General features: G+C 72.2%; 21 protein-coding genes. 14 read left to right on the top strand and 7 right to left on the bottom strand.

Annotation, left to right across the window (positions count from 1 at the left end; translation table 11 throughout):
* Window positions 1-79: 79 nt before the first annotated feature.
* From pdhA (ACGFRG_RS07660) to ACGFRG_RS07630, 7 genes are all read left to right on the top strand, one after another.
* Window positions 80-1,222, top strand: coding sequence for a pyruvate dehydrogenase (acetyl-transferring) E1 component subunit alpha (gene pdhA, locus ACGFRG_RS07660; RefSeq protein ID WP_361423240.1), 1,143 nt, complete (start codon window positions 80-82; stop codon window positions 1,220-1,222).
* Complete coding sequence (locus ACGFRG_RS07655; RefSeq protein ID WP_393262288.1) at window positions 1,219-2,223, top strand: alpha-ketoacid dehydrogenase subunit beta; 1,005 nt, start codon at window positions 1,219-1,221, stop codon at window positions 2,221-2,223. Before pdhA (ACGFRG_RS07660) ends, ACGFRG_RS07655 begins: the two co-directional genes overlap by 4 nt.
* Window positions 2,223-3,539, top strand: a complete 1,317-nt coding sequence (locus ACGFRG_RS07650) for a dihydrolipoamide acetyltransferase family protein (protein ID WP_393262286.1) — start codon at window positions 2,223-2,225, stop codon at window positions 3,537-3,539. The genes ACGFRG_RS07655 and ACGFRG_RS07650 overlap by 1 nt, the downstream gene beginning before the upstream one ends.
* A gap of 131 nt (window positions 3,540-3,670) precedes the next feature.
* Window positions 3,671-4,546, top strand: coding sequence for an NTP transferase domain-containing protein (locus ACGFRG_RS07645; RefSeq protein WP_393262284.1), 876 nt, complete (start codon window positions 3,671-3,673; stop codon window positions 4,544-4,546).
* Entirely contained in the window at window positions 4,543-5,880 is a 1,338-nt protein-coding gene (locus ACGFRG_RS07640; protein WP_393262281.1) for a molybdopterin molybdotransferase MoeA, read from the top strand. Before ACGFRG_RS07645 ends, ACGFRG_RS07640 begins: the two co-directional genes overlap by 4 nt.
* 152 nt (window positions 5,881-6,032) lie before the next feature.
* Window positions 6,033-7,112, top strand: a complete 1,080-nt coding sequence (locus ACGFRG_RS07635; RefSeq protein ID WP_361423456.1) for a potassium channel family protein — start codon at window positions 6,033-6,035, stop codon at window positions 7,110-7,112.
* Window positions 7,113-7,122: 10 nt separating this feature from the next.
* Window positions 7,123-8,100 (top strand): NAD(P)H-quinone oxidoreductase, encoded by a 978-nt coding sequence (locus tag ACGFRG_RS07630; RefSeq protein WP_361423255.1) that lies wholly within the window; start codon window positions 7,123-7,125, stop codon window positions 8,098-8,100.
* A gap of 376 nt (window positions 8,101-8,476) precedes the next feature.
* On the opposite strand, the gene ACGFRG_RS07625 is transcribed toward ACGFRG_RS07630, so the two are convergent.
* The 3 genes from ACGFRG_RS07625 to ACGFRG_RS07615 form a co-directional block, all read right to left on the bottom strand.
* The gene (locus ACGFRG_RS07625) at window positions 8,477-9,004 is read right to left on the bottom strand and encodes a bacterial proteasome activator family protein (RefSeq protein WP_361423258.1); all 528 of its coding nucleotides are present in this window, start codon (window positions 9,002-9,004) and stop codon (window positions 8,477-8,479) included.
* A 91-nt stretch (window positions 9,005-9,095) separates the two neighbouring features.
* A complete protein-coding gene (locus ACGFRG_RS07620; RefSeq protein WP_361423261.1) occupies window positions 9,096-9,518 on the bottom strand; it encodes a hypothetical protein in 423 nt (140 codons plus the stop codon).
* 102 nt (window positions 9,519-9,620) lie between these two features.
* Window positions 9,621-11,246 (bottom strand): protein kinase, encoded by a 1,626-nt coding sequence (locus ACGFRG_RS07615; protein WP_393262277.1) that lies wholly within the window; start codon window positions 11,244-11,246, stop codon window positions 9,621-9,623.
* Between the two features lie 380 nt (window positions 11,247-11,626).
* Here ACGFRG_RS07615 and ACGFRG_RS07610 point away from each other — a divergent pair, with 380 nt between their 5' ends.
* Entirely contained in the window at window positions 11,627-13,372 is a 1,746-nt protein-coding gene (locus tag ACGFRG_RS07610; RefSeq protein WP_361423266.1) for a protein kinase, read from the top strand.
* 81 nt (window positions 13,373-13,453) lie between these two features.
* Here the strand turns inward: ACGFRG_RS07610 and ACGFRG_RS07605 are convergent, their stop codons facing one another.
* From ACGFRG_RS07605 to ACGFRG_RS07595, 3 genes are all read right to left on the bottom strand, one after another.
* Window positions 13,454-14,632 carry a phosphotransferase gene (locus tag ACGFRG_RS07605; protein WP_361423268.1) on the bottom strand — a complete coding sequence of 393 codons (1,179 nt, stop codon included), beginning with the start codon at window positions 14,630-14,632 and terminating at the stop codon, window positions 13,454-13,456.
* Between the two features lie 15 nt (window positions 14,633-14,647).
* Window positions 14,648-15,163 carry a pyridoxamine 5'-phosphate oxidase family protein gene (locus ACGFRG_RS07600; protein WP_393262273.1) on the bottom strand — a complete coding sequence of 172 codons (516 nt, stop codon included), beginning with the start codon at window positions 15,161-15,163 and terminating at the stop codon, window positions 14,648-14,650.
* Window positions 15,164-15,850: 687 nt separating this feature from the next.
* Window positions 15,851-16,510 (bottom strand): response regulator transcription factor, encoded by a 660-nt coding sequence (locus ACGFRG_RS07595; protein ID WP_361423274.1) that lies wholly within the window; start codon window positions 16,508-16,510, stop codon window positions 15,851-15,853.
* A gap of 343 nt (window positions 16,511-16,853) precedes the next feature.
* Between ACGFRG_RS07595 and pdhA (ACGFRG_RS07590) the strand changes: the two genes are divergently transcribed.
* The 6 genes from pdhA (ACGFRG_RS07590) (at window position 16,854) to ACGFRG_RS07565 (ending at window position 23,816) form a co-directional block, all read left to right on the top strand.
* Window positions 16,854-18,014 carry a pyruvate dehydrogenase (acetyl-transferring) E1 component subunit alpha gene (gene pdhA, locus ACGFRG_RS07590; RefSeq protein WP_361423277.1) on the top strand — a complete coding sequence of 387 codons (1,161 nt, stop codon included), beginning with the start codon at window positions 16,854-16,856 and terminating at the stop codon, window positions 18,012-18,014.
* A 2-nt stretch (window positions 18,015-18,016) separates the two neighbouring features.
* Window positions 18,017-18,997: an alpha-ketoacid dehydrogenase subunit beta gene (locus ACGFRG_RS07585; protein WP_361423280.1), complete on the top strand. Its 981-nt coding sequence runs from the start codon at window positions 18,017-18,019 to the stop codon at window positions 18,995-18,997.
* Window positions 18,998-19,011: 14 nt separating this feature from the next.
* The gene (locus tag ACGFRG_RS07580; protein ID WP_393262268.1) at window positions 19,012-20,427 is read left to right on the top strand and encodes a dihydrolipoamide acetyltransferase family protein; all 1,416 of its coding nucleotides are present in this window, start codon (window positions 19,012-19,014) and stop codon (window positions 20,425-20,427) included.
* A 123-nt stretch (window positions 20,428-20,550) separates the two neighbouring features.
* Window positions 20,551-21,660, top strand: coding sequence for a hypothetical protein (locus tag ACGFRG_RS07575; protein WP_361423286.1), 1,110 nt, complete (start codon window positions 20,551-20,553; stop codon window positions 21,658-21,660).
* A 102-nt stretch (window positions 21,661-21,762) separates the two neighbouring features.
* A complete protein-coding gene (locus ACGFRG_RS07570) occupies window positions 21,763-22,461 on the top strand; it encodes a GntR family transcriptional regulator (RefSeq protein WP_361423289.1) in 699 nt (232 codons plus the stop codon).
* Window positions 22,458-23,816 (top strand): nitrate/nitrite transporter, encoded by a 1,359-nt coding sequence (locus ACGFRG_RS07565; protein WP_393262265.1) that lies wholly within the window; start codon window positions 22,458-22,460, stop codon window positions 23,814-23,816. Before ACGFRG_RS07570 ends, ACGFRG_RS07565 begins: the two co-directional genes overlap by 4 nt.
* Before the next feature lie 19 nt (window positions 23,817-23,835).
* Here ACGFRG_RS07565 and ACGFRG_RS07560 read toward each other — a convergent pair whose 3' ends face one another.
* On the bottom strand, window positions 23,836-24,660 hold the full coding sequence (locus ACGFRG_RS07560) for a maleylpyruvate isomerase family mycothiol-dependent enzyme (RefSeq protein WP_361423295.1): 825 nt from the start codon (window positions 24,658-24,660) through the stop codon (window positions 23,836-23,838).
* Between the last annotated feature and the right edge of the window lie 102 nt (window positions 24,661-24,762).

Below are 24,762 nucleotides of genomic sequence, written 5' to 3'. Positions count from 1 at the left end.
CCTCACGACCGAACAATCGGTAGGTGAGGCGCATCACACTGTCGTGCCTCCTTCCGCTCCCAAGAGGAGGTGCTTCGTCATGACGGTCCAAGAGCTGCCCGGTGCCGGTGCCGCCGCCTACCGGCCCACCCCTCCCCCTGCCTGGAGGCCCCGCACCGACCCCGCCCCGCTGCTCCCGGACCCCGAGCCGTACCGCGTGCTCGGCACGGACGCCCCGCTCGACCGCGCCCTGATGCTGCGGCTGTACGCGGAGCTGGTCCGCGGCCGGCGGTACAACGCGCAGGCCACCGCCCTCACCAAGCAGGGCCGCCTCGCCGTCTACCCCTCCTCGACCGGCCAGGAGGCCTGCGAGGTCGCGGCCGCGCTGGTCCTCCAGGAGCAGGACTGGCTCTTCCCCAGCTACCGGGACACCCTCGCCGCCGTCGCCCGCGGGCTCGACCCCGTACAGGCCCTTACCCTGCTGCGCGGCGACTGGCACACCGGATACGACCCGCACGAGCACCGCATCGCCCCGCTGTGCACCCCGCTGGCCACTCAGCTCCCGCACGCGGTGGGCCTGGCGCACGCGGCCCGGCTCAAGGGCGACGACGTGGTGGCGCTCGCCATGGTCGGCGACGGCGGCACCAGCGAGGGCGACTTCCACGAGGCGCTGAACTTCGCGGCCGTCTGGCAGGCCCCGGTCGTCTTCCTGGTGCAGAACAACGGCTTCGCGATCTCCGTGCCGCTGGCCAAGCAGACCGCCGCGCCCTCCCTGGCCCACAAGGCCGTCGGGTACGGCATGCCCGGCCGCCTGGTCGACGGCAACGACGCGGCGGCGGTCCACGAGGTGCTGGCCGACGCTGTCGCGCGCGCCCGGCGCGGCGGCGGCCCCACGCTGATCGAGGCCGTGACCTACCGGATCGAGGCGCACACCAACGCCGACGACGCCACCCGTTACCGGGTCGACGCCGAGGTGGAGGCGTGGCGCGACCACGACCCGATCCAGCTCCTGGAGGCCGAGCTGACCAGCCGCGGATTCCTCGACGACAGCGAGAAGCAGGCCGCGGCCGAGGCCGCCGAGACGATGGCCGCAGCCCTGCGCGAGCGGATGAACGCCGACGCCGAGCTCGACCCCATGGACCTCTTCGCCCATGTGTACGCCGAGAAGACGGCCCAACTGCGCGAGCAGGAAGCCCAGCTGCGGGCCGAGCTCGCGGCGCACGAGGAGGAGGGGGAGCGATGACCACGGTCGCGGCGAAGCCCGCCACGATGGCGCAGGCGCTGCAGCGCGCCATGCGCGACGCGATGGCCGAGGACCCCTCGGTCCACGTCCTCGGAGAGGACGTGGGCACGCTCGGCGGTGTCTTCAGGATCACCGACGGGCTCGCCAAGGAGTTCGGCGAGGACCGCTGCACCGACACCCCGCTCGCCGAGGCCGGCATCCTCGGCACCGCGGTCGGCATGGCGATGTACGGGCTGCGGCCGGTGGTGGAGATGCAGTTCGACGCGTTCGCCTACCCCGCCTTCGAGCAACTGATCAGCCATGTCTCGCGGATGCGCAACCGCACGCGCGGCGCCATGGCGATGCCGCTGGTGGTGCGGGTGCCCTACGGCGGCGGCATCGGCGGCGTCGAGCACCACAGCGACTCCTCCGAGGCCTACTACATGGCGACTCCGGGACTTCATGTGGTCACGCCGGCCACCGTCGAGGACGCGTACGGGCTGCTGCGGGCCGCCATCGCCTCCGACGACCCGGTGATCTTCCTGGAGCCCAAGCGGCTCTACTGGTCGAAGGCAGACTGGTCGCCGGACGCGCCCGCGCCGGTCGCCCCCATAGGCAAGGCGGTCGTGCGCCGCCCGGGCCGCAGCGCCACGCTCATCACGTACGGCCCGTCGCTGCCGGTCTGCCTGGAGGCGGCCGAGGCGGCGACGGCCGAGGGCTGGGACCTCGAAGTCGTCGACCTGCGCTCGCTGGTGCCCTTCGACGACGAGACGGTGTGCGCGTCGGTGCGGCGCACGGGCCGGGCGGTCGTCGTCCATGAGGCGACCGGCTTCGGCGGCCCCGGCGGCGAGATAGCGGCCCGGGTCACCGAGCGCTGCTTCCACCATCTGGAGGCGCCCGTGCTGCGGGTCGCCGGGTTCGACATCCCGTATCCGCCGCCGATGCTGGAGAAGCACCATCTGCCGGGCGTCGACCGGGTGCTCGACGCGGTGGCGCGGCTGCAGTGGGAGGCGGAGAGCTGATGGCCCAGGTGCTGGAATTCAAGCTGCCGGACCTCGGCGAGGGCCTGACCGAGGCGGAGATCGTGCGCTGGCTGGTGGCGGTGGGCGACGTCGTCGCCATCGACCAGCCGGTCGTCGAGGTCGAGACCGCCAAGGCGATGGTCGAGGTGCCCTGCCCGTACGGCGGTGTGGTGACGGCGAGGTTCGGCGAGGAGGGCACGGAACTGCCCGTCGGCGCGCCCCTGTTGACGGTCGCGGTCGGGGAGTCGAGCGCGGCCGCCGCTGAGGCCGAGTCGTCGGAGTACTCCGGGAACGTGCTGGTGGGGTACGGGACGGGGGAGGCCGTGCGACGGCGGCGCCGGGTGCGGCCGACGCCCGTGGGCGCGGTGGTGGCGCCGGCCGCGGTGCCGGTTGCGCCCGCCGACCCGCCCGCGGCTGCTGCCGGCTCCGGGGTCGCCGGTGCGCCGGTGGAGGGCGGGCCGGTGGCCGTCATCTCGCCGCTCGTACGGAAGCTGGCGCGGGAGAACGGGCTGGACCTGCGGGAGTTGACCGGGTCCGGGCCCGACGGGCTGATCCTGCGCTGCGACGTCGAGTCGGCGCTGCGGACCGAGCCCGATCCGGTACCGGTGGCGGCCGTGCCCGCCGCTGCCGGGACGCGCATACCCCTGCGCGGGATACGGGGCGCGGTCGCCGACAAGCTCGCGCGCAGCCGGAGGGAGATCCCGGACGCGACGTGCTGGGTCGACGCGGACGCGACCGAGCTCATGGCCGCGCGGGCCGCGATGAACGCGGTGGGCGGCCCGAAGATCTCCGTACTGGCCCTGCTGGCCAGGATCTGCACGGCCGCGCTCGACCGCTACCCCGAGCTGAACTCGACGGTGGACACGGCGGCGCGGGAGATCGTCCGGCTGCCCTCGGTGCATCTGGGCTTCGCCGCCCAGACCGAGCGGGGTCTGGTCGTGCCGGTGGTGCGGGACGCGCAGTCCCGTAACGCGGCCTCTCTCAGCGAGGAGTTCGCGCGGCTCACCGAAGCCGCCCGGGCCGGGACGCTGACCCCCGGGGACCTGACCGGCGGGACGTTCACGCTGAACAACTACGGGGTGTTCGGCGTGGACGGATCCACGCCGATCATCAACCACCCCGAGGCGGCGATGCTCGGCGTGGGGCGGATCATGGCGAAGCCCTGGGTGCACATGGGTGAACTGGCGGTCCGTCAGGTAGTCCAGCTGTCGCTGACGTTCGACCACCGGGTGTGCGACGGAGGCACGGCGGGCGGCTTCCTGCGGTACGTGGCGGACTGCGTGGAGCAGCCGGCGGTACTGCTGCGGTCGCTGTAGGGCCGAGAGGCGCGGCGGGGCGGGTTCGGCGGGGCGGCGGATCGGGCGCTGCCGCCGCCACCGCCCCGCTCACCCGCTCCGGGTGCGCCCCGGCATCCCCGTTGGCGCGCCCGGCGCCGCATACTGCTGGGATGACGACCCCCTATGACGCCATCGTGCTCGCCGGAGGGGCCGCGCGGCGGCTCGGCGGGGCGGACAAACCCGGGGTGCCGGTCGGTGGGCGGCCGCTGCTCGACCGGGTGCTCGCGGCCTGTGCCGGCGCCGGGGCGACCGTGGTGGTCGGGGGGCGGCGGGCGACCTCGCGGCCCGTCTCCTGGGCCCGGGAGGATCCCCCGGGCGGTGGTCCCGTCGCCGCGCTCGACGCCGGGATCCGGCGGACCTCGGCCCCCGTCGTTCTCGTCTTCTCCGCCGACCTGCCCTTCCTCGGCGCACCCACCGTCGAGGCCCTGCTCGGCGAACTGGGCGGCGGTGGCCGCGAGGGCGTGCTCTGCGTCGACCGCGACGGGCGGGTCCAGCCGCTCGTCGCCGTCTACCGCGCCGAGCCGCTGCGTCGCGAGCTCGCTCTTCTCTCGGCCGAGCACGGGGGACTCGCCGGACTCCCCATGCGGCTGCTGACGGCAGGACTCGACCTCGGCCGCCTCGCCGCCCCCGAACCCCTCGCGTCCTTCGACTGCGACACCTGGGAGGACATCGCGGCAGCCCGCGCCCGGGTCAGGGATCATGGGAACGTGCTGGATGAATGGATCACCGCGGTCAAGAACGAACTCGGCATCGACCTGGACGTCGACACCGGCGTGCTGCTCGACCTGGCCCGCGACGCCGCGCACGGCGTGGCCCGGCCCGCCGCGCCGCTCACCACCTTCCTGGTCGGGTACGCGGCGGCGAAGGCGGGCGGGGAAGGTACGGATGTGGCTGAGGCGGCGCGCAAGGCCGTCGCCCTCGCCCAGCGCTGGGCCGCCGAGGCCGACGCGGACGCTGCCACCGAGAAGGGTGAGTCCACCCCATGACCGGGGCCGATTCATCCGTGTCGCCCGTCGACGACGGCGTGGAGGAGGCGCTTGCCCTGGTCAGGACACCGGCCCCGGCCCCCGTCCCGGCCCCCGGTTCCCGGGGCCGCCACCGCGCCGCCCGCTGGGGCGACGCCCGGGCCGCGGCCGCCGAGGCAGGACGCTCGGCGCCCCGCCGTACCCATCGCGTACCGCTCGCGCAGGCGCTGGGCGAGACCCTGGCCGAGCCGCTGGCCGCGCTCACCGATCTGCCGTCCTTCGACACCTCCGCCATGGACGGCTGGGTGGTCGCCGGACCCGGGCCCTGGCGCATCCGGGACGGGGGCGAGGAGCACGGCATTCTCGCCGGGCACGCCGCGCCCGCCACGCTCGCCGACGGCGAGGCCGTACGGATCGCCACCGGGGCGCGTATCCCCGGCGAGGCGACCGCCGTCATCCGCAGTGAGCACGCCCGTACGGACGCGGCCAAGGCGCTGCTGCACGCCGAACGGGACGTCGTCACCGGGCAGGACATCCGGCCGCGCGGGCAGGAGTGCCGCTCCGGTGACCAGCTGCTGCCCGCCGCCGCGCTGGTCACCCCGGCGGTGCTGGGGCTCGCGGCGGCCGCCGGGTACGACGAGCTGTGCACCGTGCCCCGGCCCCGCGTCGAGGTGTTCGTCCTCGGAGACGAGCTGCTGGCCGACGGGCTGCCGCAGGAAGGGCTGATCCGGGACGCGCTCGGGCCGATGCTCGGGCCCTGGCTGCGCATGCTGGGCGCGGACGTCATCGCGACGCGGCGGCTCAAGGACGACGCGGACGTGCTGCTCGCCGCCGTCACCGGGTCCGAGGCGGATGTGGTGGTGACCACCGGTGGTACGGCGGCCGGACCCGTCGACCATGTCCACCCCGTGCTGCGGGCGGCAGGTGGTGAGCTGCTGGTGGACGGGGTCGCCGTCCGGCCGGGGCACCCGATGCTGCTGGCCCGGCTCGGTGCCGGGAAGTTCCTGGTCGGGCTGCCGGGCAATCCGCTCGCAGCCGTCTCCGCGCTGCTCACCCTCGCCGAGCCGCTGCTGTGGGAGCTGGCGGGCCGGGTGGGCGCCGCCGCGCACACCGTCCCGTACACCGTGGCGTTGCGCGACGAGGTCCATGGGCATCCGTATGACACACGGCTCGTGCCCGTGGTGCACCGGGCGGGGCAGATCGTGCCGCTGCACTACAACGGGCCCGCGATGCTGCGCGGGATCGCGGCTGCGGACGGGCTCGCGGTGGTGGCGCCGGGCGGTGCGCGGGCCGGTCAGGAGGTCGAGGTGCTGGATCTTCCCTGGGCTCAACCGGGCTCAACTGGGCTCGGGTGAAGGGTGTTTCACGTGAAACATGCCGTCTGCGGTGCCGGTTGCGGTGTCGTCGGTGCCTCAAGTCCCGTACGTCTGGCGCGTGTTTCACGTGAAACATCGCGCCTGGGTTCCGGGTGCGATCTCAAGTCCCGTACATCCGGGTGGTGTTTCACGTGAAACTGCCCGGCCAGGACGCGATCGCCCGCCAGGCCGGCGAAAAGCTGGAGACCCGGCGGGTGAAGCTGCCGCGCCGGGTCGTGGACCGTCCGCTGCGGCAGGTCGGCAAGCGGCTGCTGATGGCGCTCAGCGTGCTGACACTGACCACGTTCATCGTGTGGATCGACCGGGCGGGCTACCACGACAACGCCAACGACACCCTCGATCTCCTCGATGCCGCCTACTACGCCACCGTCACGCTCTCGACGACGGGTTACGGCGACATCGTTCCGTACAGCGACAGCGCGCGGCTGACCAACATCCTGCTGGTGACGCCGCTGCGTGTGCTCTTTCTGATCATCTTGGTCGGCACGACTCTTGAGGTCCTCACGGAACGGACCCGGGAGGAGTGGCGGCTCAACCGCTGGAAGGCGAACTTGCGAGAACACACGGTCGTCGTCGGCTTCGGAACCAAGGGGCGTTCGGCGGTCCAGACGCTGTGTGCGACCGGGCTCAAGAAGGAGCAGGTCGTGGTCGTCGACCCGAGCGCGAAGGTCATCGAGGCGGCCAACGCGGAGGGGTTCGTCGGGGTCGTCGGCGACGCGACCCGCAGTGATGTGCTGTTGCGGGCCGAGCTCCAGAAGGCCCGTCAGATCGTCATCGCCACCCAGCGCGACGACACGGCGGTGCTGGTCGCGCTGACGGCACGCCAGCTCAACCGGGGGGCGAAGATCGTCGCCGCCGTGCGGGAGGAGGAGAACGCGCCGCTGCTGCGGCAGTCCGGGGCGGACGCGGTGATCACGAGCGCGAGTGCGGCGGGGCGGCTGCTCGGGCTCTCGGTGCTCAGCCCGAGCGCGGGCACGGTGATGGAGGACCTGATCCAGCAGGGCAGCGGGCTCGACCTCGTGGAGCGGCCGGTGAAGAAGAGCGAGGTGGGGCGCGGGGTCCGGGAGACCGAGGACCTGACGGTGAGCGTGCTGCGAGGACACCGGCTGCTCGCGTACGACGACGCGGAGGCCAGTCCGCTGCGGCTGACGGACCGGCTGATCACGATCGTACGGGCGGGCGGCGGGGCCGCGGAGGGGGCGGCGGAGTAGCGTCGGTCGCATGCATGCGATCACGATTCCTGAGCCGGGTGGTCCCGAAGCGCTGGTGTGGGCCGAGGTGCCCGATCCCGTGGCGGGCGAGGGCGAGGTCCTCGTCGAGGTGGCGGCGGCGGCCGTCAACCGTGCGGATGTGTTGCAGCGGCAGGGGTTCTACGAACCGCCGCCGGGGGCGTCGCCGTATCCGGGGCTGGAGTGCTCCGGGCGGATCGTCGCGCTGGGGCCCGGGGTGTCCGGCTGGTCCGTCGGCGACGAGGTGTGCGCGCTGCTGAGCGGCGGCGGGTACGCGGAGAAGGTGGCGGTGCCGGTGGGGCAGCTGCTGCCGGTGCCCGACGGGGTCGAGCTGACGGTCGCGGCGGCGCTGCCGGAGGCCGTGGCGACGGTGTGGTCCAACGTGTTCATGGTGGCCCATCTGCGGCCCGGCGAGACGCTGTTGGTGCACGGCGGTGCGAGCGGGATCGGCACGATGGCGATCCAGCTGGCCAAGGCGGTGGGGGCGCGGGTCGCCGTCACGGCGGGCGGGCCCGAGAAGCTGGCGCGGTGCGCGGAGCTGGGGGCGGACGTACTGATCGACTACCGCGAGCAGGACTTCGTGGAGGAGATCCGCAAGGCGACGGATGGCGCGGGGGCGGACGTCATTCTCGACATCATGGGCGCGAAGTATCTGGACCCGAATGTGCGGGCGTTGGCGGTGAACGGGCGTCTCGCCGTCATCGGGATGCAGGGCGGGGTCAAGGGTGAGCTCAACCTCGGGGCGCTGATGGCCAAGCGGGCGGCTGTGACGGCCACGACGCTGCGGGGGCGGCCGGCGGTGGAGAAGGCGGCGATCGTGGCGGCGGTGCGGGAGCATGTGTGGCCGCTGATTCCGGCCGGGCGGGTGCGGCCGGTGGTGGATCAGGTGGTGGGGATGGCCGATGCGGGTGCGGGGCATCGGGTGTTGGAGGCGGGGGGCCATGTGGGGAAGGTGCTGTTGGTGGTGTGAGGGGTTTTGCCCCCGACCCGCCCCTTCCCTCAACCCTCCGGGGGTGGGTGGGGGGTGAGGTGGGAGGGGGAGGTTACCCGGGGGCTTCGCCCCCGGACCCCCGTGCGGGGGCTGCGCCCCCTGCGCCCCGCCCGGGGCTGTGCCCTGGACCCCGAGCGTGTGGGCTTGCGGCCCGTCTTCGCGGGTGGGTGGGGTGGGGGGCTCGCGCCCGGACCCCCGTGCGGGGGCTGCGCCCGCGCCCCGCTCAGGGCCGCCCCCTGCACCCCGCTCGTGGCTGCGCCGCCTGCATCCCGCTCAGGGCTGCGCCCCTGACCCCGTGTCGGGCTCCGAGATGGGTGGGCTGTGGGGCCGGGGTCTTGCCCCGGACCCCGACCCCCTACAGGTACGGGCCCGACCGTACGCCCGCGCCGTCTTCCTCGTCGTGGGAGACGCCTGGCGGGAGGGCTCGGCGCATTTGTTCCAGTTGGGCTCGGGCTGCCATCTGCTGGGCGAACAGGGCCGTCTGGATGCCGTGGAAGAGGCCCTCCAGCCAGCCGACCAACTGGGCCTGTGCGATGCGCAGTTCCGCTTCGGACGGGATCGCTTCGTCGGTGAAGGGGAGCGACAGGCGCTCCAGCTCCTCCACCAGCTCCGGGGCCAGGCCGTCTTCCAGTTCCTTGACGGACGAGGCGTGGATGTTCTTCAGGCGTACCCGGCTCGCCTCGTCCAGAGGGGCCGCGCGTACTTCTTCCAGGAGCTGCTTGATCATGCTGCCGATGCGCATGACCTTGGCGGGTTGTTCGACCATCTCCGTCACCGGGACCTCGCGCGACTCGTCGTCACCGCCGCCGATGGCCATACCGTCCTGTCCGACGACCAGGATGTGGGGGCTGTCCGGCGACTGTTCGTTCCTCGGCATCTCCATGCCGTCCATTCTCTCGCACACGTGCCTCACATCACGTTGTGCCCCCGAAGAGAAATGATCCACCCCTCTTCGGCAAGCTGAACAGCTCGTTCTACGGGCGGCGCAGGCGCAGGGCGAGGAAAGCCAGGCCCAGTCCCGTCAGCGCCAGGCCCGCCCCCATCGACAGCACATGCACCCGCAGCTCGGACGAGCTCGACAGCCGGCCCGGTGACGCCCTCTTGCGGGCGGCGGCCGCCGGGGGCGCGCTCGGTGGCGGTACGGGCGTCGCAGGGGGGATGGCCGCGGGGATCGGCTCCGCCGATGCGTCGGGCACGTACGGCAGGCTCTCCGGCGCCCGTCCCGGACGCGCTCGTCCCTCCCCGGCCCTGCGGCCCGCCAGGCGCTGGTCGAGCGTCGGGGAGGGCGACCGGGTGGACGGCGGCGGTGACCCTTCGTCGGCGTACGCCGGTGGCGTCAGGAACAGCAGGCCCGCCAGCGCGGTGCCCGCGCTGAGTGTCCGGAGCCGTGTAGCCATGGGGTCAGCGTCACACGAGCGGACATTTCCGGCATCTCGGGCGGGAGGTCCTGTCGAGTGCGGTGTGCGCCGCCCGGCGTACCGGGCGGCGCGTCAGCGCGCCTACTGCTGCGGCGGGTTGCCCGTCGAGACCGTCAGGCTGAACTGGGCTTCCTTCGGGTCCACGTCCACGCCCGCCGCCGGGAACTGGGTGACCACGGTGTCCTGGCCCCACTGGCCGTTGTCGACCGAATCGGTGTTGAGCTTCCAGCCCGCGGCCTGGATACAGGACTTCACCGAGAGGATGTCCTTGTAGGAGAAGTCGGGCGCCTGGACCTTCGACGGGTCGATGGCGGACTTCTGCGGGCTGGTGCACTTGGTGGTGTCCAGCGTGCGGCTGCGCTCCGGGCCCTTGTGGCCCGCGACGGCGGAGCCGGAGGCCTTGGAGTCGCCGGTTTTGCCCGAGTCGCCGCCGCTGTTCATCATCAGCGCCGTGACCAGGCCGCCGACCGCGAGGACGGCGACCGCGATCGCGCCGACGATCACGGGCGTGTTCTTCTTCGAAGAAGAACCGCCGCCCACGGCCGGAGCGCTCGGGCCGGTCGGCGAGGTCGTGTAGGGCGGCGGGGTGTGCTGGGCCATCGGGGCCGGCTGCTGCATCTGCTGCTGCGGGTAGCCGTACGAGGGCTGCGGCGTCGGCGTCGGGGCCGGGGTCGGCGGGCCGTACGGGCTCGCCTGGTACGGCGTCTGGACGCTGCCCTGGTAGCCCGGCTGGGCCGAGGAGTCCAGCGGCGGGAAGACCGCCGAGCCGACGCCCTGGCCGCTGGAGACCGGGGCGCCGCCGGTGATCACCGGAGCCGCGCCGGTCTGGCCGCTGGCCGAGATACGGGCGATCTCGTCGCGCATCGCGGCCGCGCTGGGGAAGCGCTCGTTCGGGTTCTTCTTCAGCGCGCGGGCGACCAGTGCGTCCAGGGCCGGCGGGATGGAGCGGTTGAACGAGGAGGGCGCGACCGGCTCCTCCTGGACGTGCGCGTACGCGATGGCCAGCGGGGAGTCCGCGTCGAACGGGATCCGGCCGGTGATCAGCTGGAAGAGCATGATGCCGACCGAGTACAGGTCGGAGCGGGCGTCGACGCCGCGGCCGAGCGCCTGCTCGGGCGAGAGGTACTGCGGGGTGCCGACGACCATGCCGGTCTGGGTCATCGAGGTGACGCCGGACTGCATGGCGCGCGCGATGCCGAAGTCCATGACCTTGACCACGCCACGCTTGGTGACCATCACGTTGCCGGGCTTGATGTCGCGGTGGACCAGGCCCATCTCGTGGCTGACCTCAAGGGCCGCCAGGACGTCGGCGGTCATCTTGAGGGCCTTGTCGGCGGGCATCGCGCCGTACTGCTGGACGTCGCTGTGCAGCACCGAGCCGAGCGGCTGGCCCTCCACGTACTCCATGACGATGTACGGCATCGTCGCGCCGCCCAGCTCGTCCTCGCCGGTGTCGAAGACCGACACGATGTTGGTGTGCTGGAGCTTGGCGACGGCCTGGGCCTCGCGGCGGAAGCGCTCGCGGAAGGACGCTTCTCGGCCGAGTTCGGTGTGCAGGGTCTTGATGGCCACCTGGCGGTCGAGCGCGGCGTCGTACGCCAGGTAGACCGAGGCCATGCCGCCTTCGCCGAGGAGGTCGCGCAGCTGGTAGCGCCCGCCCGCGATGGAGCCGCCCGCATAGCGGCCCTGTGCGCCGTCCTGGCTCATGACTGTGCTTCCCCCTTGGCGCGGTGGCCAGTGATGATCCTTGAAATTTTCTAGGCAAGTCTGCCCGAGGGGTACGACACGTCAAGCCGAGTGCCCGTTCCGTGACCGTACGCGCAAGAAGCGTCTCGTAAGCGTTACAGGAATCGCATCGAATTTGCATGGGTACACGCGGAACCGATTGGATGGCCGGTCCATCCCGAACCGGCGCCCCGCGCGAACGCTGTAGCGTGCACTACTGCACAACCAGTAGGACGCAGACCAGCAGGGCACACCGGCAGTACCAGCAGGACCAGGCCGCGACGAGGCAGCAAGGCACTGCGCATGACCGTAAGACCGTAAGGAACCACCGCTGACGCGGCCAGACACGACGGCGAGGACTGATGGCACCCGAACCCGAGGGAAACGGCGCCGGGATGGCCGATGCGCAGGATCACGAGTCGTGGGTCGGCGGACTCGTCGGTGACGGCCGCTACCGGCTGACGCACCGGCTCGGCCGCGGCGGCATGGCGGAGGTCTTCGCGGCGGAGGACGTACGTCTGGGCCGTACGGTCGCGGTGAAGCTGCTGCGGCCCGACCTCGCCGAGGACCCGGTCTCCAAGGCCCGCTTCACGCGCGAGGCGCAGTCGGTGGCCGGCCTCAACCACCATGCGGTGGTGGCGGTCTACGACTCGGGCGAGGACGTGGTGGGCGGTCAGACCGTCCCGTACATCGTGATGGAGCTGGTCGAGGGCCGCACCATCCGCGACCTCCTGGTCGACGCGGACGCGCCGCCCGTGGAGCAGGCGCTGATCATCGTCTCCGGCGTCCTTGAGGCGCTGGCGTACTCGCACCAGCACGGCATCGTGCACCGCGACATCAAGCCCGCGAACGTGATCATTACGCACACCGGCGCGGTCAAGGTGATGGACTTCGGCATCGCGCGCGCCCTGCACGGCGCGCAGTCGACGATGACCCAGACCGGCATGGTCATGGGCACGCCGCAGTACCTCTCGCCCGAGCAGGCGCTGGGCAAGGCCGTCGACCACCGCTCCGACCTGTACGCGACCGGCTGTCTGCTGTACGAACTGCTCGCGCTGCGCCCGCCCTTCACCGGCGAGACACCGTTGTCAGTGGTGTACCAGCACGTGCAGGACACCCCGGTTCCGCCGTCCCAGGTATCGGATGTGGCGCCGCCGGAACTCGACGGCCTCGTCATGCGTTCTCTCGCCAAGGACCCGGACGACCGTTTCCAGTCCGCCGAGGAGATGCGCGGCCTGGTCCAGTACGGACTGCAGATGCTCCAGGCGCAGGGCAGCCACACCGGCACCTGGAACACCGGCCCGGTCGCGGTGATGCACGAGGGCGCCCACACCCCCGCCATGGGCATGACCGCGCCGACCACGGCCATGGGCCACCCCATGCACGGGGAGACCTCGCAGTTCCGCGGTCCGATCCTGCCGCCGATGAACCCGGACGACGGCGGGTACGACGGCGGCTACGGTCCGGGCGGCTACAACGGCAACGGCTACGGCAACGGCGGCCGCCGTCGCGGTGGCCGGGGCAAGGTGCTGCTGTTCGTGGTGCTCGCGATCGTCGCGATCGCGGCGGGCGTGGCCTTCGCGATCAACGCGGCGAACAAGAAGGACAGCGGCGGGACGCCCAAGCACCCGACGGTCTCCACCACGCCGTCGCAGTCCGAGTCGCAGACCTCGCCGACGCCGGAGGACCAGAACACCCGGGGCCAGGACCAGAACACGACGACCGGCGGTGGCGACGAGGAGCCGAGCCGCAAGCCGTCGCGCAAGCCGCACCGGTCGACCTCGCCGTCGCCGGGGACGAACCAGGGGACGTCGTCCGGGACGAGCACCGGCACGAACCAGGGCACGTCCACCGGGACGAGCACCGGCACGAACCAGGGCACCAGCACGGGCACCGACTCGGGTACCAGCACCGGTACCGACACGGGCACGTCCTCCGGGACGAGCACCGGCGCGAGCGAGGGCACGAGCACGGGCAGCACGGCCGGTGCGAACGGGGGCACCAACGCCGGTGCGAACTCGGGCAGCACGGCCGGTGCGAACGCGGGCACCGCGACGGGGACGACGGCCGGTCAGAGCGCCGGTGGGAGCACGCCCAAGACGCCGTGAGGTGCGAGGTGACGTCCGGGGCGCGGTGACCGCTGTGCGGCCCCGCGTCCAACGGCGGCCGGACGTCGGGCCGTTCGGGCCCTAGCCCGCGAACGCCTCGCAGACCGCCTCGTATTCGCTGGTCCACCAGACCGCCAGGGCCGACGCCGCGGGGAACTGCGGGTCGGCCCTTCGGTCGTGGAGCTGGTAGCGCCAGCGCAGGATCCAGAAGTCGTTGAGCCGTTCCCACCACACGCGGTGGACGGCGGCGGCCAGTTCGGCCGGGTCGGCGCCGGTCGCGAGCCGGTACGCCCGGGCGTACGCGCGGACCTTGTCCAGCTCCAGCTCCCCGGCCGGGCGGACGAAGAAGATCACGGCGGCCCGTACCGCCTCTTCCGCGCGGGGCTGGACGCCGAGGCGGTCCCAGTCGACGATCGCGGCCGGTTCCTTGCCCTGGTAGAGCAGGTTCAGGGGGTGGAAGTCGCCGTGCACCCAGCCGCCGGCGGGCTGGGCGGGCGGTCGGCGGTGGGCGTGCTCCTCGATGAGGACGCGGCGCTCGCGCAGCCGGTGTTCGGCGAGCTCGTCGAAGGAGTCGCGGGGGCGGCGCCGGCGGGTGCGGGCGAGCAGGTCGTCGATGAGGGCGAAGGTGTCGGCGGGGTCGGCGCTGGCGTGGGTGGCGGGGCCGGCGTCCGCCGGTGCGCCCGTCCGTGCGTCCATTGGTGCGATTGTTTGCGTGTGCGTGGACGTGTGCGCCTGGGCGGGGATGTGTACGCCCGCGTGTGTGCGTGGCTGTGCGCCCCTTTGCGCCCCTGTCCGCGACTCCGGTTGCGCGGCTGTCCGCGGGTCCGCCTGCGTTCCCGGGGTGCGGCCCTCCATGATCTCTTCCAGGCAGGTGTGTACGAGGCCGAGCAGCGCGCCGAGCCGTCGTGAGCCGACGGCGCCGAGCTGGGCGCCGTCGCGGTGGCGGCCGTGGATCCAGGGGTGCAGGGCGTAGCAGCGGCCGCCGAGGACGGTGACGGTGTCGCCGTCGTCGTCCGGCACGGGAGGCGCGACGGGCACGCCGAGTGTCTGGAGGCGGCGGGTGGCGTCGTGCTGGCGGGCGATGGCCTGGTGGTCGCCGTCGAGGTGGTGCTTGAGGAAGTACTCGCCGCGGGTGGTGGCCAGGCGGTAACCGCGGTTGAGGAGGCCCTGGGCGACGGGTTCGCAGGCCAGCGGCTCGCCCAGCGAGGCGTATCGGCGCAGCAGGTCCCTCACGGGCGGGGTTGCATATGAGCGCGGCACGCGCCAGATGTTAGATCACGCGGCGTGGCGCAGGTGGCGCTCTGCGGAATAGTCCAGGGAGTGGACGGTTACGAACTGGGGTTCGATGCGGAGGTAGACGGGGATGAAGTCCTCGCCGTCCACGCGGCGGGGCGCCGGGCCGAACAGGTCCAGTTCGGCGGGGGTGGGGGTGACGGGTTCGGCGGTGCCGGTGAACTGGACGGACCAGAGGCGGGTGGCGGCGCTTTGGCGTGCGGGGCCGGGGCCGGGGCCGGTGCCGGTGCCTGTGCCGGTGCCTGTGCCGGATGTGGCGGTGCTTTTGGGTGCGGCGGCCGGTTCGCCCGCGCAGAGGTTGTCGGCGCCGTACGCCACGACGCTGCCCGCGCAGGCTTCGTGGTAGCCGAGGCCCGCGTGGATACGGAGGATGACGCGGCCGTCGACCACGATGTGGCGGGCCGGGGCCACGAAGGGGAGGGCTCGCATGCTGGTGGCTATGCGGCCGTACGAGACTCTGCGGAGCAGGTCGATCGCGCGGGTTTCCTCGGTGGACATGGGTCCACTCTCGTTCCGGTGCTACACCCCCGGCCAGTGCCGCCGGCCCCTGGATCCCGGGCCCTAGGTCCCGAATCCCCGGGGCTGCGCCCTCGGACCCCTTTCGGCTGCGGGCCGGTGGGTCTCCGCCCCTGGGCTCCGTTTTCCGGCTGCGGGCCGGTGGGGGCTGACGCCCGTTTCCCCCCACCCCACCCCTTCCCGAAAGCCTCCGGCGGTTGCCGGTCGGGTGCGGGCCGGTGGGGGCTGGTCGCGCCCACGCGGCGGAGCCGCATATGTCGTAGCCCCGCGCCCCTTAACGGCGGGCCGGTAGGTCGTCTGCGGGCGGTGTGCAGCTGGTCGTGCCCACGCGGCGGAGCCGCATATGTCGCAGCCCCGCGCCCCTGAAAGCGGGCCGTCGGCGGGTGCGGCGGGCTGTTTTGGGCTGGTCGTGCCCACGCGGCGGAGCCGCATATGTCGCAGCCCCGCGCGCTTGAATGGGCCCGGAGGGCCCTCTTGAGGGGCGCGGGGAACTGCGCGGGCAACCCAGCACGGTCCGCGGTCGAGCGACCGTGAGCGGGGTGCAGGGGCGCAGCCCCCGCGAAGGGGGCCGGGGGCCCCGCCCCCGGGAGACCACCCTCACCCCCACCCACCCCCGGAGGCCACGCGGCGGAGCCGCACATGTCACAGCGGGAACGGGCGGGGTGGGGGCTAGTGCTTTTCTGCCTGTAGGCGGGCCACGTACGCCGCCGCCTGCGACCTGCGCTCCATGCCCAGTTTCGACAGCAGGGACGAGACGTAGTTCTTGATCGTCTTCTCCGCCAGGTGCAGGCGCTCGCCGATCACCCGGTTCGTCAGGCCCTCGCCGATCAGGTCGAGGATCTTGCGCTCCTGCTCCGTCAGGTTCGCCAGGCGGTCGTCGCGCTTGGCGCTGCCGCCGTCGCGCAGGCGTTCCAGGACGCGGGCCGTCGCGACCGGGTCGAGGAGGGACTTGCCGGCCGCCACGTCGCGTACCGCCGTGAGCAGTTCGTTGCCCCGGATCGCCTTCAGGACGTAACCGGACGCACCGGCCATAATGGCATCAAAAAGGGCCTCGTCATCCGCGAACGACGTCAGCATCAGGCACTTGATGTCCTCGTTCTGTGACCGGATCTCGCGGCAGACCTCCACGCCGCTGCCGTCCGGCAGCCGGACGTCGAGCACGGCCACGTCCGGACGGGTCGCGGGGATCCTGACCAGGGCATCCGCCGCGGTGCCGGCCTCGCCGACCACCTCGATGTCGTCCTCGACGGACAGCATTTCGTGGACGCCGCGGCGGACCACTTCGTGGTCGTCGAGCAGGAATACGGTGATTTTGCCTGTTTCGCGCACGGAATCAGTCTCACACATTCGCTCTTCCCGTGCCGTAGGTGACCGGGATAACGTGCCGTTGTTCCGGCGGCCTGCAAGGCTGTCATCAGTGCTGTGACCAGTGATTGTTCCCCGCTTTCCGGATTTACTTGGAAATCCAAGCAAAATCGCAGGTCAAATGGGGTTTCGCAGTAATGCGCAGCACTGGGTAACGTGCCTATGACAGGGCGCTCGCCGGGGCACCTGTCACGCCTGTCCCGGCGAGGCGCACCCACCCCCGTGCACCCGCGACCGGAAGCAGGCGAGGAGCCGCAACTGGCCACACCGGCGAACCCGGGGGCCGGACAGACGGAGGAGCACGCACGTGACCGTGGAGAGCACTGCCGCGCGCAAGCCGCGACGCAGCAGCAAGCGCACCGGTAGCAGCGCCGAGGACGCCAAGAAGGCAGGCGCCGGCCCCGAGCTCGTACAACTGCTGACGCCCGAGGGCGAGCGGGTCGAGCACCCTGACTACGACGTTGACCTGACGCCCGAAGAGCTGCGCGGGCTCTACCGCGACATGGTGCTGACCAGGCGTTTCGACGCCGAGGCCACCGCACTGCAGCGCCAGGGCGAGCTGGGTCTGTGGGCCTCGCTGCTCGGCCAGGAGGCCGCCCAGATCGGCTCCGGCCGCGCGCTGCGCGACGACGACTACGTGTTCCCCACGTACCGCGAGCACGGCGTGGCCTGGTGCCGGGGGGTGGACCCCACCAATCTGCTCGGCATGTTCCGCGGCGTGAACCACGGCGGCTGGGACCCCAACAGCAACAACTTCCACCTGTACACGATCGTCATCGGCTCGCAGACGCTGCACGCGACCGGTTACGCCATGGGGGTGGCCAAGGACGGCGCGGATTCCGCGGTCATCGCCTACTTCGGCGACGGCGCCTCCAGCCAGGGCGATGTCGCGGAGTCGTTCACCTTCTCCGCCGTCTACAACGCCCCGGTCGTGTTCTTCTGCCAGAACAACCAGTGGGCGATCTCGGAGCCGACCGAGAAGCAGACCCGGGTGCCGCTCTACCAGCGCGCCCAGGGCTACGGCTTCCCGGGCGTCCGCGTCGACGGCAACGACGTGCTGGCGTGCCTGGCCGTGACCCGGTCCGCGCTGGAGCGCGCCCGGCGCGGCGAGGGCCCGACCCTGGTCGAGGCGTTCACGTACCGGATGGGCGCGCACACCACCTCCGACGACCCGACGAAGTACCGGGCGGACGAGGAGCGCGAGGCGTGGGAGGCCAAGGACCCGATCCTGCGGCTGCGCACCTACCTGGAGAAAGCGGGCCACGCCGACGAGGCCTTCTTCGCCTCCCTTGAGGAGGAGTCGGAGACGCTCGGCAAACGCGTGCGCGAGGCGGTGCGGGCCATGCCCGACCCCGACCGCATGGCGATCTTCGAGAACATCTACGCCGACGGGCACGCGCTCGTCGACGAGGAGCGGGCCCAGTTCGCGGCCTACCAGGCGTCGTTCGCGGACGGGGAGGGCAAGTAGCCATGACCGTACAGAAGCTTCCCATCGCGAAGGCGATCAACGAGTCGCTGCGCAAGGCGATGGAGACCGACCCCAAGGTCCTGATCATGGGTGAGGACGTCGGCAAGCTCGGCGGCGTCTTCCGGGTCACCGACGGGCTGCAGAAGGACTTCGGCGAGGGCCGGGTCATCGACACGCCGCTGGCCGAGTCCGGCATCGTCGGCACCGCGATCGGTCTGGCCCTGCGCGGCTACCGCCCGGTCGTGGAGATCCAGTTCGACGGTTTCGTCTTCCCGGCGTACGACCAGATCGTCACCCAGCTCGCGAAGATGCACGCCCGCGCGCTCGGCAAGATCAAGCTGCCGGTCGTCGTCCGTATCCCCTACGGCGGCGGCATCGGCGCGGTCGAGCACCACAGCGAGTCGCCCGAGGCGCTGTTCGCGCACGTCCCGGGCCTGAAGGTGGTCTCGCCCTCGAACGCGTCGGACGCGTACTGGATGATGCAGCAGGCCATCCAGAGCGACGACCCGATCATCTACTTCGAGCCGAAGCGGCGCTACTGGGACAAGGGCGAGGTCGACACCGACGCCATCCCCGGCCCGCTGCACAAGGCCCGTACGGTCCGCGAGGGTTCGGATCTGACGCTGGTCGCGTACGGCCCGATGGTGAAGGTCTGCGTGGAGGCGGCCGCCGCCGCCCAGGAGGAGGGCAAGTCGATCGAGGTCCTGGACCTGCGCTCGATGTCCCCGATCGACTTCGACACGGTGCAGGCGTCGGTGGAGAAGACGGGCCGTCTGGTGGTCGTCCACGAGGCCCCGGTCTTCTACGGCGCGGGCGCGGAGATCGCCGCGCGGATCACCGAGCGCAGCTTCTACCACCTGGAGGCCCCGGTGCTCCGGGTCGGCGGCTACCACGCCCCGTACCCGCCGGCGCGCCTGGAGGAGGAGTACCTGCCGGGCCTTGACCGGGTGCTCGACGCCGTCGACCGCTCGCTGGCGTACTGAGGAGTCCCGTGACCATGACTGAAACTTCTGCCCGCTTCCGCGAGTTCAAGATGCCGGACGTCGGCGAGGGGCTCACCGAGGCGGAGATCCTCAAGTGGTACGTCCAGCCCGGTGACACGGTGACGGACGGCCAGGTCGTGTGCGAGGTGGAGACGGCGAAGGCGGCCGTCGAACTGCCCATCCCCTACGACGGTGTGGTGCACGAGCTGCGCTTCCCCGAGGGCACGACGGTGGACGTCGGCGAGGTGATCATCTCGGTGGACGTGGCGCCGGGCTCCGGTGAGCCGGTCGCCGAGGCCGCGCCGGTCCAGGCGCCGGTCGTTGAGACCCCCGCCGCCGAATCCGACGAGGAGGAGGCGCCCAAGGGCCGCCAGCCGGTCCTCGTCGGGTACGGGGTCGCCGAGTCCTCCACCAAGCGCCGTGCGCGCAAGGGGACTTCGGTTCCCGAGCAGGGGGCGGCCGCAGCCGTACAGGCCGCCGTGCAGGCCGAGATGAACGGCCACGCGGCCCCGCCGGCCGCCAAGCCCCTGGCGAAGCCGCCGGTCCGCAAGCTCGCCAAGGACCTGGGCATCGACCTGGCGACCGTGGTCCCCACCGGCCCGGACGGCATCATCACCCGCGCGGACGTCCACGCGGCCGCCGCGCCCGCGCCCGCGCCGGCGGTCGAGCCGGTCGACGTTTCACGTGAAACAACGCCCGTGCCCACGGCGGAAGTTCAGCCCGCCGGCGCCCGCGAGACCCGTATCCCCGTCAAGGGTGTACGCAAGGCGACCGCGGCGGCGATGGTGGGTTCGGCGTTCACGGCCCCGCACGTCACGGAGTTCGTGACGGTCGACGTGACGCGCACGATGAAGCTGGTCGAGGAGCTCAAGGGCGACAAGGAGATGGCGGGCCTGCGGGTCAACCCGCTCCTGCTCATCGCCAAGGCCCTGCTGGTCGCCATCAAGCGCAACCCCGACGTCAACGCGTCGTGGGACGAGGCGGCGCAGGAGATCGTCCTCAAGCACTATGTGAACCTGGGCATCGCGGCCGCCACCCCGCGCGGTCTGATCGTCCCGAACATCAAGGACGCGCACGACAAGACGCTGCCGCAGCTGGCGGCGTCGCTGGGCGAGCTGGTGTCGACGGCCCGCGAGGGCAAGACGTCCCCGGCGGCCATGCAGGGCGGTACGGTCACGATCACCAACGTCGGCGTCTTCGGCGTCGACACCGGCACGCCGATCCTCAACCCCGGCGAGGCGGCGATCCTGGCGGTCGGCGCGATCAAGCTCCAGCCGTGGGTCCACAAGGGCAAGGTGAAGCCCCGTCAGGTGACCACCCTGGCGCTGTCGTTCGACCATCGTCTGGTCGACGGCGAGCTCGGCTCCAAGGTCCTGGCGGATGTCGCCGCGATCCTGGAGCAGCCGAAGCGGCTCATCACCTGGGCGTAGCCCCGCAGTAGCGCCCCCGGCCGTTCATCGGCGTGCCGGGGGCCGCCACCGCGCTCGTCCACGCCTCGAATCTTGACGTGATCTTGTCGCTCCGGCTTGATCATCGCGGCGCAGAATGACTGCGTGGTACCGAAACAGGACAAGCCGTTCCGTACATCGGACGGCTCATCGCGCCCGCGCAACCGCGGCGGGCTCATCTACTCCGCGACGCTCGGCGCCGCCTTCGCTCTCATCGCGGCCTGGCTGCTGCTCGTGAACATGCCTCGCGCGCTCGACTCCGAGCACGACTTCCGGGCCGCCGTCGCCTGCCCCGCGCCCCAGTCCCCGGCCCAGCCCCAGTCCGCGCCCCCGTCCGGCGAGGACTGCCTGCGGTCCGTGCCCGCGCGCGTCGACCACACCCGGGACGCCCATCGCAAGACGGTGTCCTACTGGATGTACGTGAAGCTGGCCGACGGGACGACCGACCGGGCCCGGCTGGAGGGGCGCGCCGGGAACTCGTCAGGGGACCGGGTCCATGTCCGGTACTGGCGCGGCCAGATCCGGGCCGTCCACTTCGCGGACGGCTGGCAGGCCGCGTACGCCGATCCGACCGGCAACTGGCGCCCGTTCGCCGCCTGGGGCCTCGGGCTCGGCGTCTTCAGCACCGGGTTCCTGTGGTCCGCGTACTGGTGGTCCCGGCGCTCGGGCTCCTCCCGCCGGGCCAACCCCTGGCAGGTCGCGCTGCCGACGGTGGCCGCGTTCGGCGCCGCCTGGGTCGGGGTCGGCCTTGCGCTGCTGGCCGACAGCGTCCGGGACGCGCTGCTGGGCACCGCCGGGGCCGTCGCCGTGACTCTGGTCGGGTGCCTGCTGGCCGGTTTCGTGCTCGGGCGGCGCAGGCCGAAGGACGACACCATCGAGGTCGAGCCGGTCGCCCCCGGGAGCGGTGAGGAGATCTTCCCCGGCGCGGTCCTCGGGGACGTGCCGTACCGCGCGGGCCACGGTGGCGGCTATCTGGTCACCGGCCGGGGCCTGTTCGCGACCACCCCCGACCCGACGGGCGCGTTCGCCCGGACGACCGTGCCGCGCACCCTCGTCCCGCAGCGGGTCCGCCCGCCGTACTGGACCGACCCGGGCGGCGGCGACTACCCGGCCGAGACGCTGGTCGTGGAGTGCCGGGACGGGCGGACGCCGGTTCTCGTCGTCACGGAGAAGAAGAACGTGGGGCGGGTGCTGGGCGCGCTGGAGACGGCCTGAGCCAAGGTGCCCACACCTGAACCAAGCCGCTGACACGGGGCGTCCGGTCCGCCATCCGGACGCCCCTTTCTCACGTACACCCGTTGTATCTATCCTGTGCGCATGCCCGCCGCGCCCTCCGCTTTGAGCCACCCGTCCGCCCACCCGTCCGCCAACCGGTCCGTGAAGCAGCCCCCCGCCGCCGACCGCGTGTACATGCACGTCAAGCAGGCCGTACTCGACCGGCGTTACGAGGGTGGGACGCTGCTCACCGAGGGCGAGCTGGCCGAGGCCGTCGGGGTTTCGCGCACGCCCGTGCGGGAAGCGCTGCTCAAGCTCGAAGTGGAAGGGCTCATCCGGCTCTACCCCAAGAAGGGCGCGCTCGTCCTCGCCGTCTCCGCGCAGGAGACCGCCGACGTGGTCGAGACCCGGCTCCTGGTCGAGGAGTTCGCCGCCCGCAAGGCGGTGCCCGCGCCCGAGCGGCTGATCGCGCGGCTCGAAGAGCTCCTGGCGGAGCAGAAGGCGAACGCCGCCGCCGGGGACCTCGCCGCCGTCGCCGTCACCGACCGCTGCTTCCATGCCGAGATCGTGCGCAACGCCGGGAACGACATCCTGTCGCGGCTCTACGACCAGATGCGCGACCGGCAGCTGCGGATGGGCGTCGCCGTGATGCACGCGCAGCCCGACCGGATCGCCAAGAACATCGTCGAGCACGAGGAGATGCTGGACGCCATCCGGGCCGGGGACGCCGAGCGCGCCGCGCACTGTGTGCGCCAGCACCTGAGCTGGGTCAAGGTCCTGGTCCGGGGTGACGAACGATGAGTTCCGCCGCATCCGGAGCAGGCGCGTCCGGGGCAGGCGGGTCCGGAGCGGGCGCGTCCGGGGCGAACGCGTCCCTGCCCGGTGACCCCCTCGGCGGCCGCCGGGCCGTCCTCGTCTGGGGCATCGGCGTCGCCGTCTACTTCGTCGCCGTCATCTTCCGCACCAGTCTGGGCGTCGCCGGGCTCGACGCCGCCGACCGCTTCCACGTCAACGCCTCCGCGCTCTCCACCTTCTCCATACTCCAGCTGCTGGTCTACGCCGGCATGCAGATACCCGTCGGCCTCATGGTCGACCGGCTCGGCACCAAGAAGGTGCTGACCCTCGGCGTCGTCCTGTTCAGCGCCGGCCAGCTCGGCTTCGCGCTCTCGCCCTCGTACGGCACCGCCCTGGCCTCCCGCGCGCTGCTCGGCTGCGGCGACGCGATGACGTTCATCAGCGTGCTGCGGCTGGGCTCGCGCTGGTTCCCGGCCCGGCGCGGGCCGCTGATCGCGCAGGTCGCGGCGTTGTTCGGGATGGCGGGCAACCTCGTCTCCACCGTCGTCATCGCCCGCTCCCTGCACGGGATCGGTTGGACGCGGACGTTCGCGGGCAGCTCGCTGGCGGGCGTGGTCGTGCTCGTCCTGCTGCTGCTCTTCCTCAAGGACCACCCCGAGGGCCACGAGCCCGCGCCCGCCGCGCACGCCGGGGGCGCGTACGTACGCCGTCAGATCGCGGCGTCCTGGCGCGAGCCGGGGACGCGCCTGGGCATGTGGGTGCACTTCACCACCCAGTTCCCGGCCATGGTGTTCCTGCTGCTGTGGGGGATGCCGTTCCTGGTCGAGGCGCAGGGGCTGTCCCGGGGCACGGCCGGGGAGCTGCTGACGCTCGTGGTGCTCTCCAACATGGTCGTCGGACTCGTGTACGGGCAGCTCATCGCGCGCCACCACGAGGCCCGGCTGCCGCTCGCCCTCGGGACGGTCGGGGCGACGGCCGCGCTGTGGGGCGCCGTGGTCGCGTATCCCGGGCAGCACGCGCCGATCTGGCTGCTCATCACGCTCTGCGTGGTGCTCGGCGCCTGCGGGCCCGCCTCGATGATCGGGTTCGACTTCTCCCGGCCCGCGAACCCGCCCGAGCGCCAGGGCACGGCGTCCGGCATCACCAACATGGGCGGCTTCGTCGCCTCGATGACGACCCTGCTCGCCGTCGGCGTCCTGCTGGACGCGACCGGCGACAACTACCGGATCGCCTTCTCCTCGGTGTTCGTCCTCGAAGCGCTCGGCGTCGTACAGATCCTGCGGCTGCGCTCCCGCGCGGCCCACCGCGAGCGCGACCACTTGGTGGCGAGCCGGGTGGAGGCGGTCCACGTCACGGTCTGAGGCCGAGGACCTGTAGGGGTTACGGCGTCACCGCGAAGTGCCGCAGGATCGCCTGGGCCAGCTCCTGGTCGCCCTCGGTCTTCACCCGGTCCACGACCGCGTGCGGGCGGACCCGGCCGCAGGCCAGCCGCATGAACGTCTCCCAGTCCATCGCGATCGTGGCGAGCGGCCCGAGCGAGGGCGCGCCGTCGATCGTGCCGTGCCCCTCGGCGTCGACCCGTACCGTACGCAGGAACTCGACCGGCCCGTGGATGTCGAAGACGACCGCCGAGCTCGGCGGGGCGCCCGCGTCCTTGGCGACCACCCTGGGCAGCGTCTGCAGCAGGACGTCACGGGCCACGTACGCGCCCGGCGAGTCCAGGTTGCCCGGCTTGCCGAGCGCCGTGCGCAGATCCTGCTCGTGCACCCACACGTCGAACGCCCGCATCCGCAGCGCCAGTTCCAGGGTCTGCTCGGCGCCGAGCGGCGCGCGGACCATGGTGTCGGGGGCCCGGTTCTCGTTGCGCAGCTGCCGCGCCCGGCGGATGACCGTGTACTCCAGTTCGGAGGTCATCTCCGGCGCGGTGTGGTGTCTGCGCACATCGACCTGCATCTCCATGTAGCGCGCGAACTCACTCTGCACGTGGTAGAGATCGCGCGGCAGCGTATGGATCGGACGCGGGTCGCCGAGCTGTTCGCACTCCATGCCGATGATGTGCGACACGATGTCGCGCACCGACCACGACGGGCACGGAGTGGCGCGGTTCCACTCGCCCTCGACGAGCGGCAGCACCAGCTCGGTTATCGCCTCGATGGAGTGGGTCCAGGCGTCGGCGTAGGTCTGGAGGCTGGGATGGACGGTCACGGGACCCCTCGGCGGTTCTGTACGTACGCGGGCTGGGCGCTGTGGCAGTTAAGTTACGCTGCCGAAAGGCACCCCGGCAGTGCTTTCGTGTGACGATCGTAG

It is taken from the genome of Streptomyces sp. NPDC048696, assembly GCF_043198895.1.
GTDB lineage: Bacteria > Actinomycetota > Actinomycetes > Streptomycetales > Streptomycetaceae > Streptomyces.
This window is presented reverse-complemented; position numbering and strand designations above follow the sequence as displayed.

Bases quoted from the DNA above. Each gene is read 5' to 3' on its own strand.
- pdhA (WP_361423240.1), top strand. From the start codon at position 80: ATGACGGTCCAAGAGCTGCCCGGTGCCGGTGCCGCCGCCTACCGGCCC.
- ACGFRG_RS07655 (WP_393262288.1), top strand. From the start codon at position 1,219: ATGACCACGGTCGCGGCGAAGCCCGCCACGATGGCGCAGGCGCTGCAG.
- ACGFRG_RS07650 (WP_393262286.1), top strand. From the start codon at position 2,223: ATGGCCCAGGTGCTGGAATTCAAGCTGCCGGACCTCGGCGAGGGCCTG.
- ACGFRG_RS07645 (WP_393262284.1), top strand. From the start codon at position 3,671: ATGACGACCCCCTATGACGCCATCGTGCTCGCCGGAGGGGCCGCGCGG.
- ACGFRG_RS07640 (WP_393262281.1), top strand. From the start codon at position 4,543: ATGACCGGGGCCGATTCATCCGTGTCGCCCGTCGACGACGGCGTGGAG.
- ACGFRG_RS07630 (WP_361423255.1), top strand. From the start codon at position 7,123: ATGCATGCGATCACGATTCCTGAGCCGGGTGGTCCCGAAGCGCTGGTG.
- ACGFRG_RS07625 (WP_361423258.1), bottom strand. From the start codon at position 9,004: ATGGAGATGCCGAGGAACGAACAGTCGCCGGACAGCCCCCACATCCTG.
- ACGFRG_RS07620 (WP_361423261.1), bottom strand. From the start codon at position 9,518: ATGGCTACACGGCTCCGGACACTCAGCGCGGGCACCGCGCTGGCGGGC.
- ACGFRG_RS07615 (WP_393262277.1), bottom strand. From the start codon at position 11,246: ATGAGCCAGGACGGCGCACAGGGCCGCTATGCGGGCGGCTCCATCGCG.
- ACGFRG_RS07610 (WP_361423266.1), top strand. From the start codon at position 11,627: ATGGCACCCGAACCCGAGGGAAACGGCGCCGGGATGGCCGATGCGCAG.
- ACGFRG_RS07600 (WP_393262273.1), bottom strand. From the start codon at position 15,163: ATGTCCACCGAGGAAACCCGCGCGATCGACCTGCTCCGCAGAGTCTCG.
- ACGFRG_RS07585 (WP_361423280.1), top strand. From the start codon at position 18,017: ATGACCGTACAGAAGCTTCCCATCGCGAAGGCGATCAACGAGTCGCTG.
- ACGFRG_RS07580 (WP_393262268.1), top strand. From the start codon at position 19,012: ATGACTGAAACTTCTGCCCGCTTCCGCGAGTTCAAGATGCCGGACGTC.
- ACGFRG_RS07570 (WP_361423289.1), top strand. From the start codon at position 21,763: ATGCCCGCCGCGCCCTCCGCTTTGAGCCACCCGTCCGCCCACCCGTCC.
- ACGFRG_RS07565 (WP_393262265.1), top strand. From the start codon at position 22,458: ATGAGTTCCGCCGCATCCGGAGCAGGCGCGTCCGGGGCAGGCGGGTCC.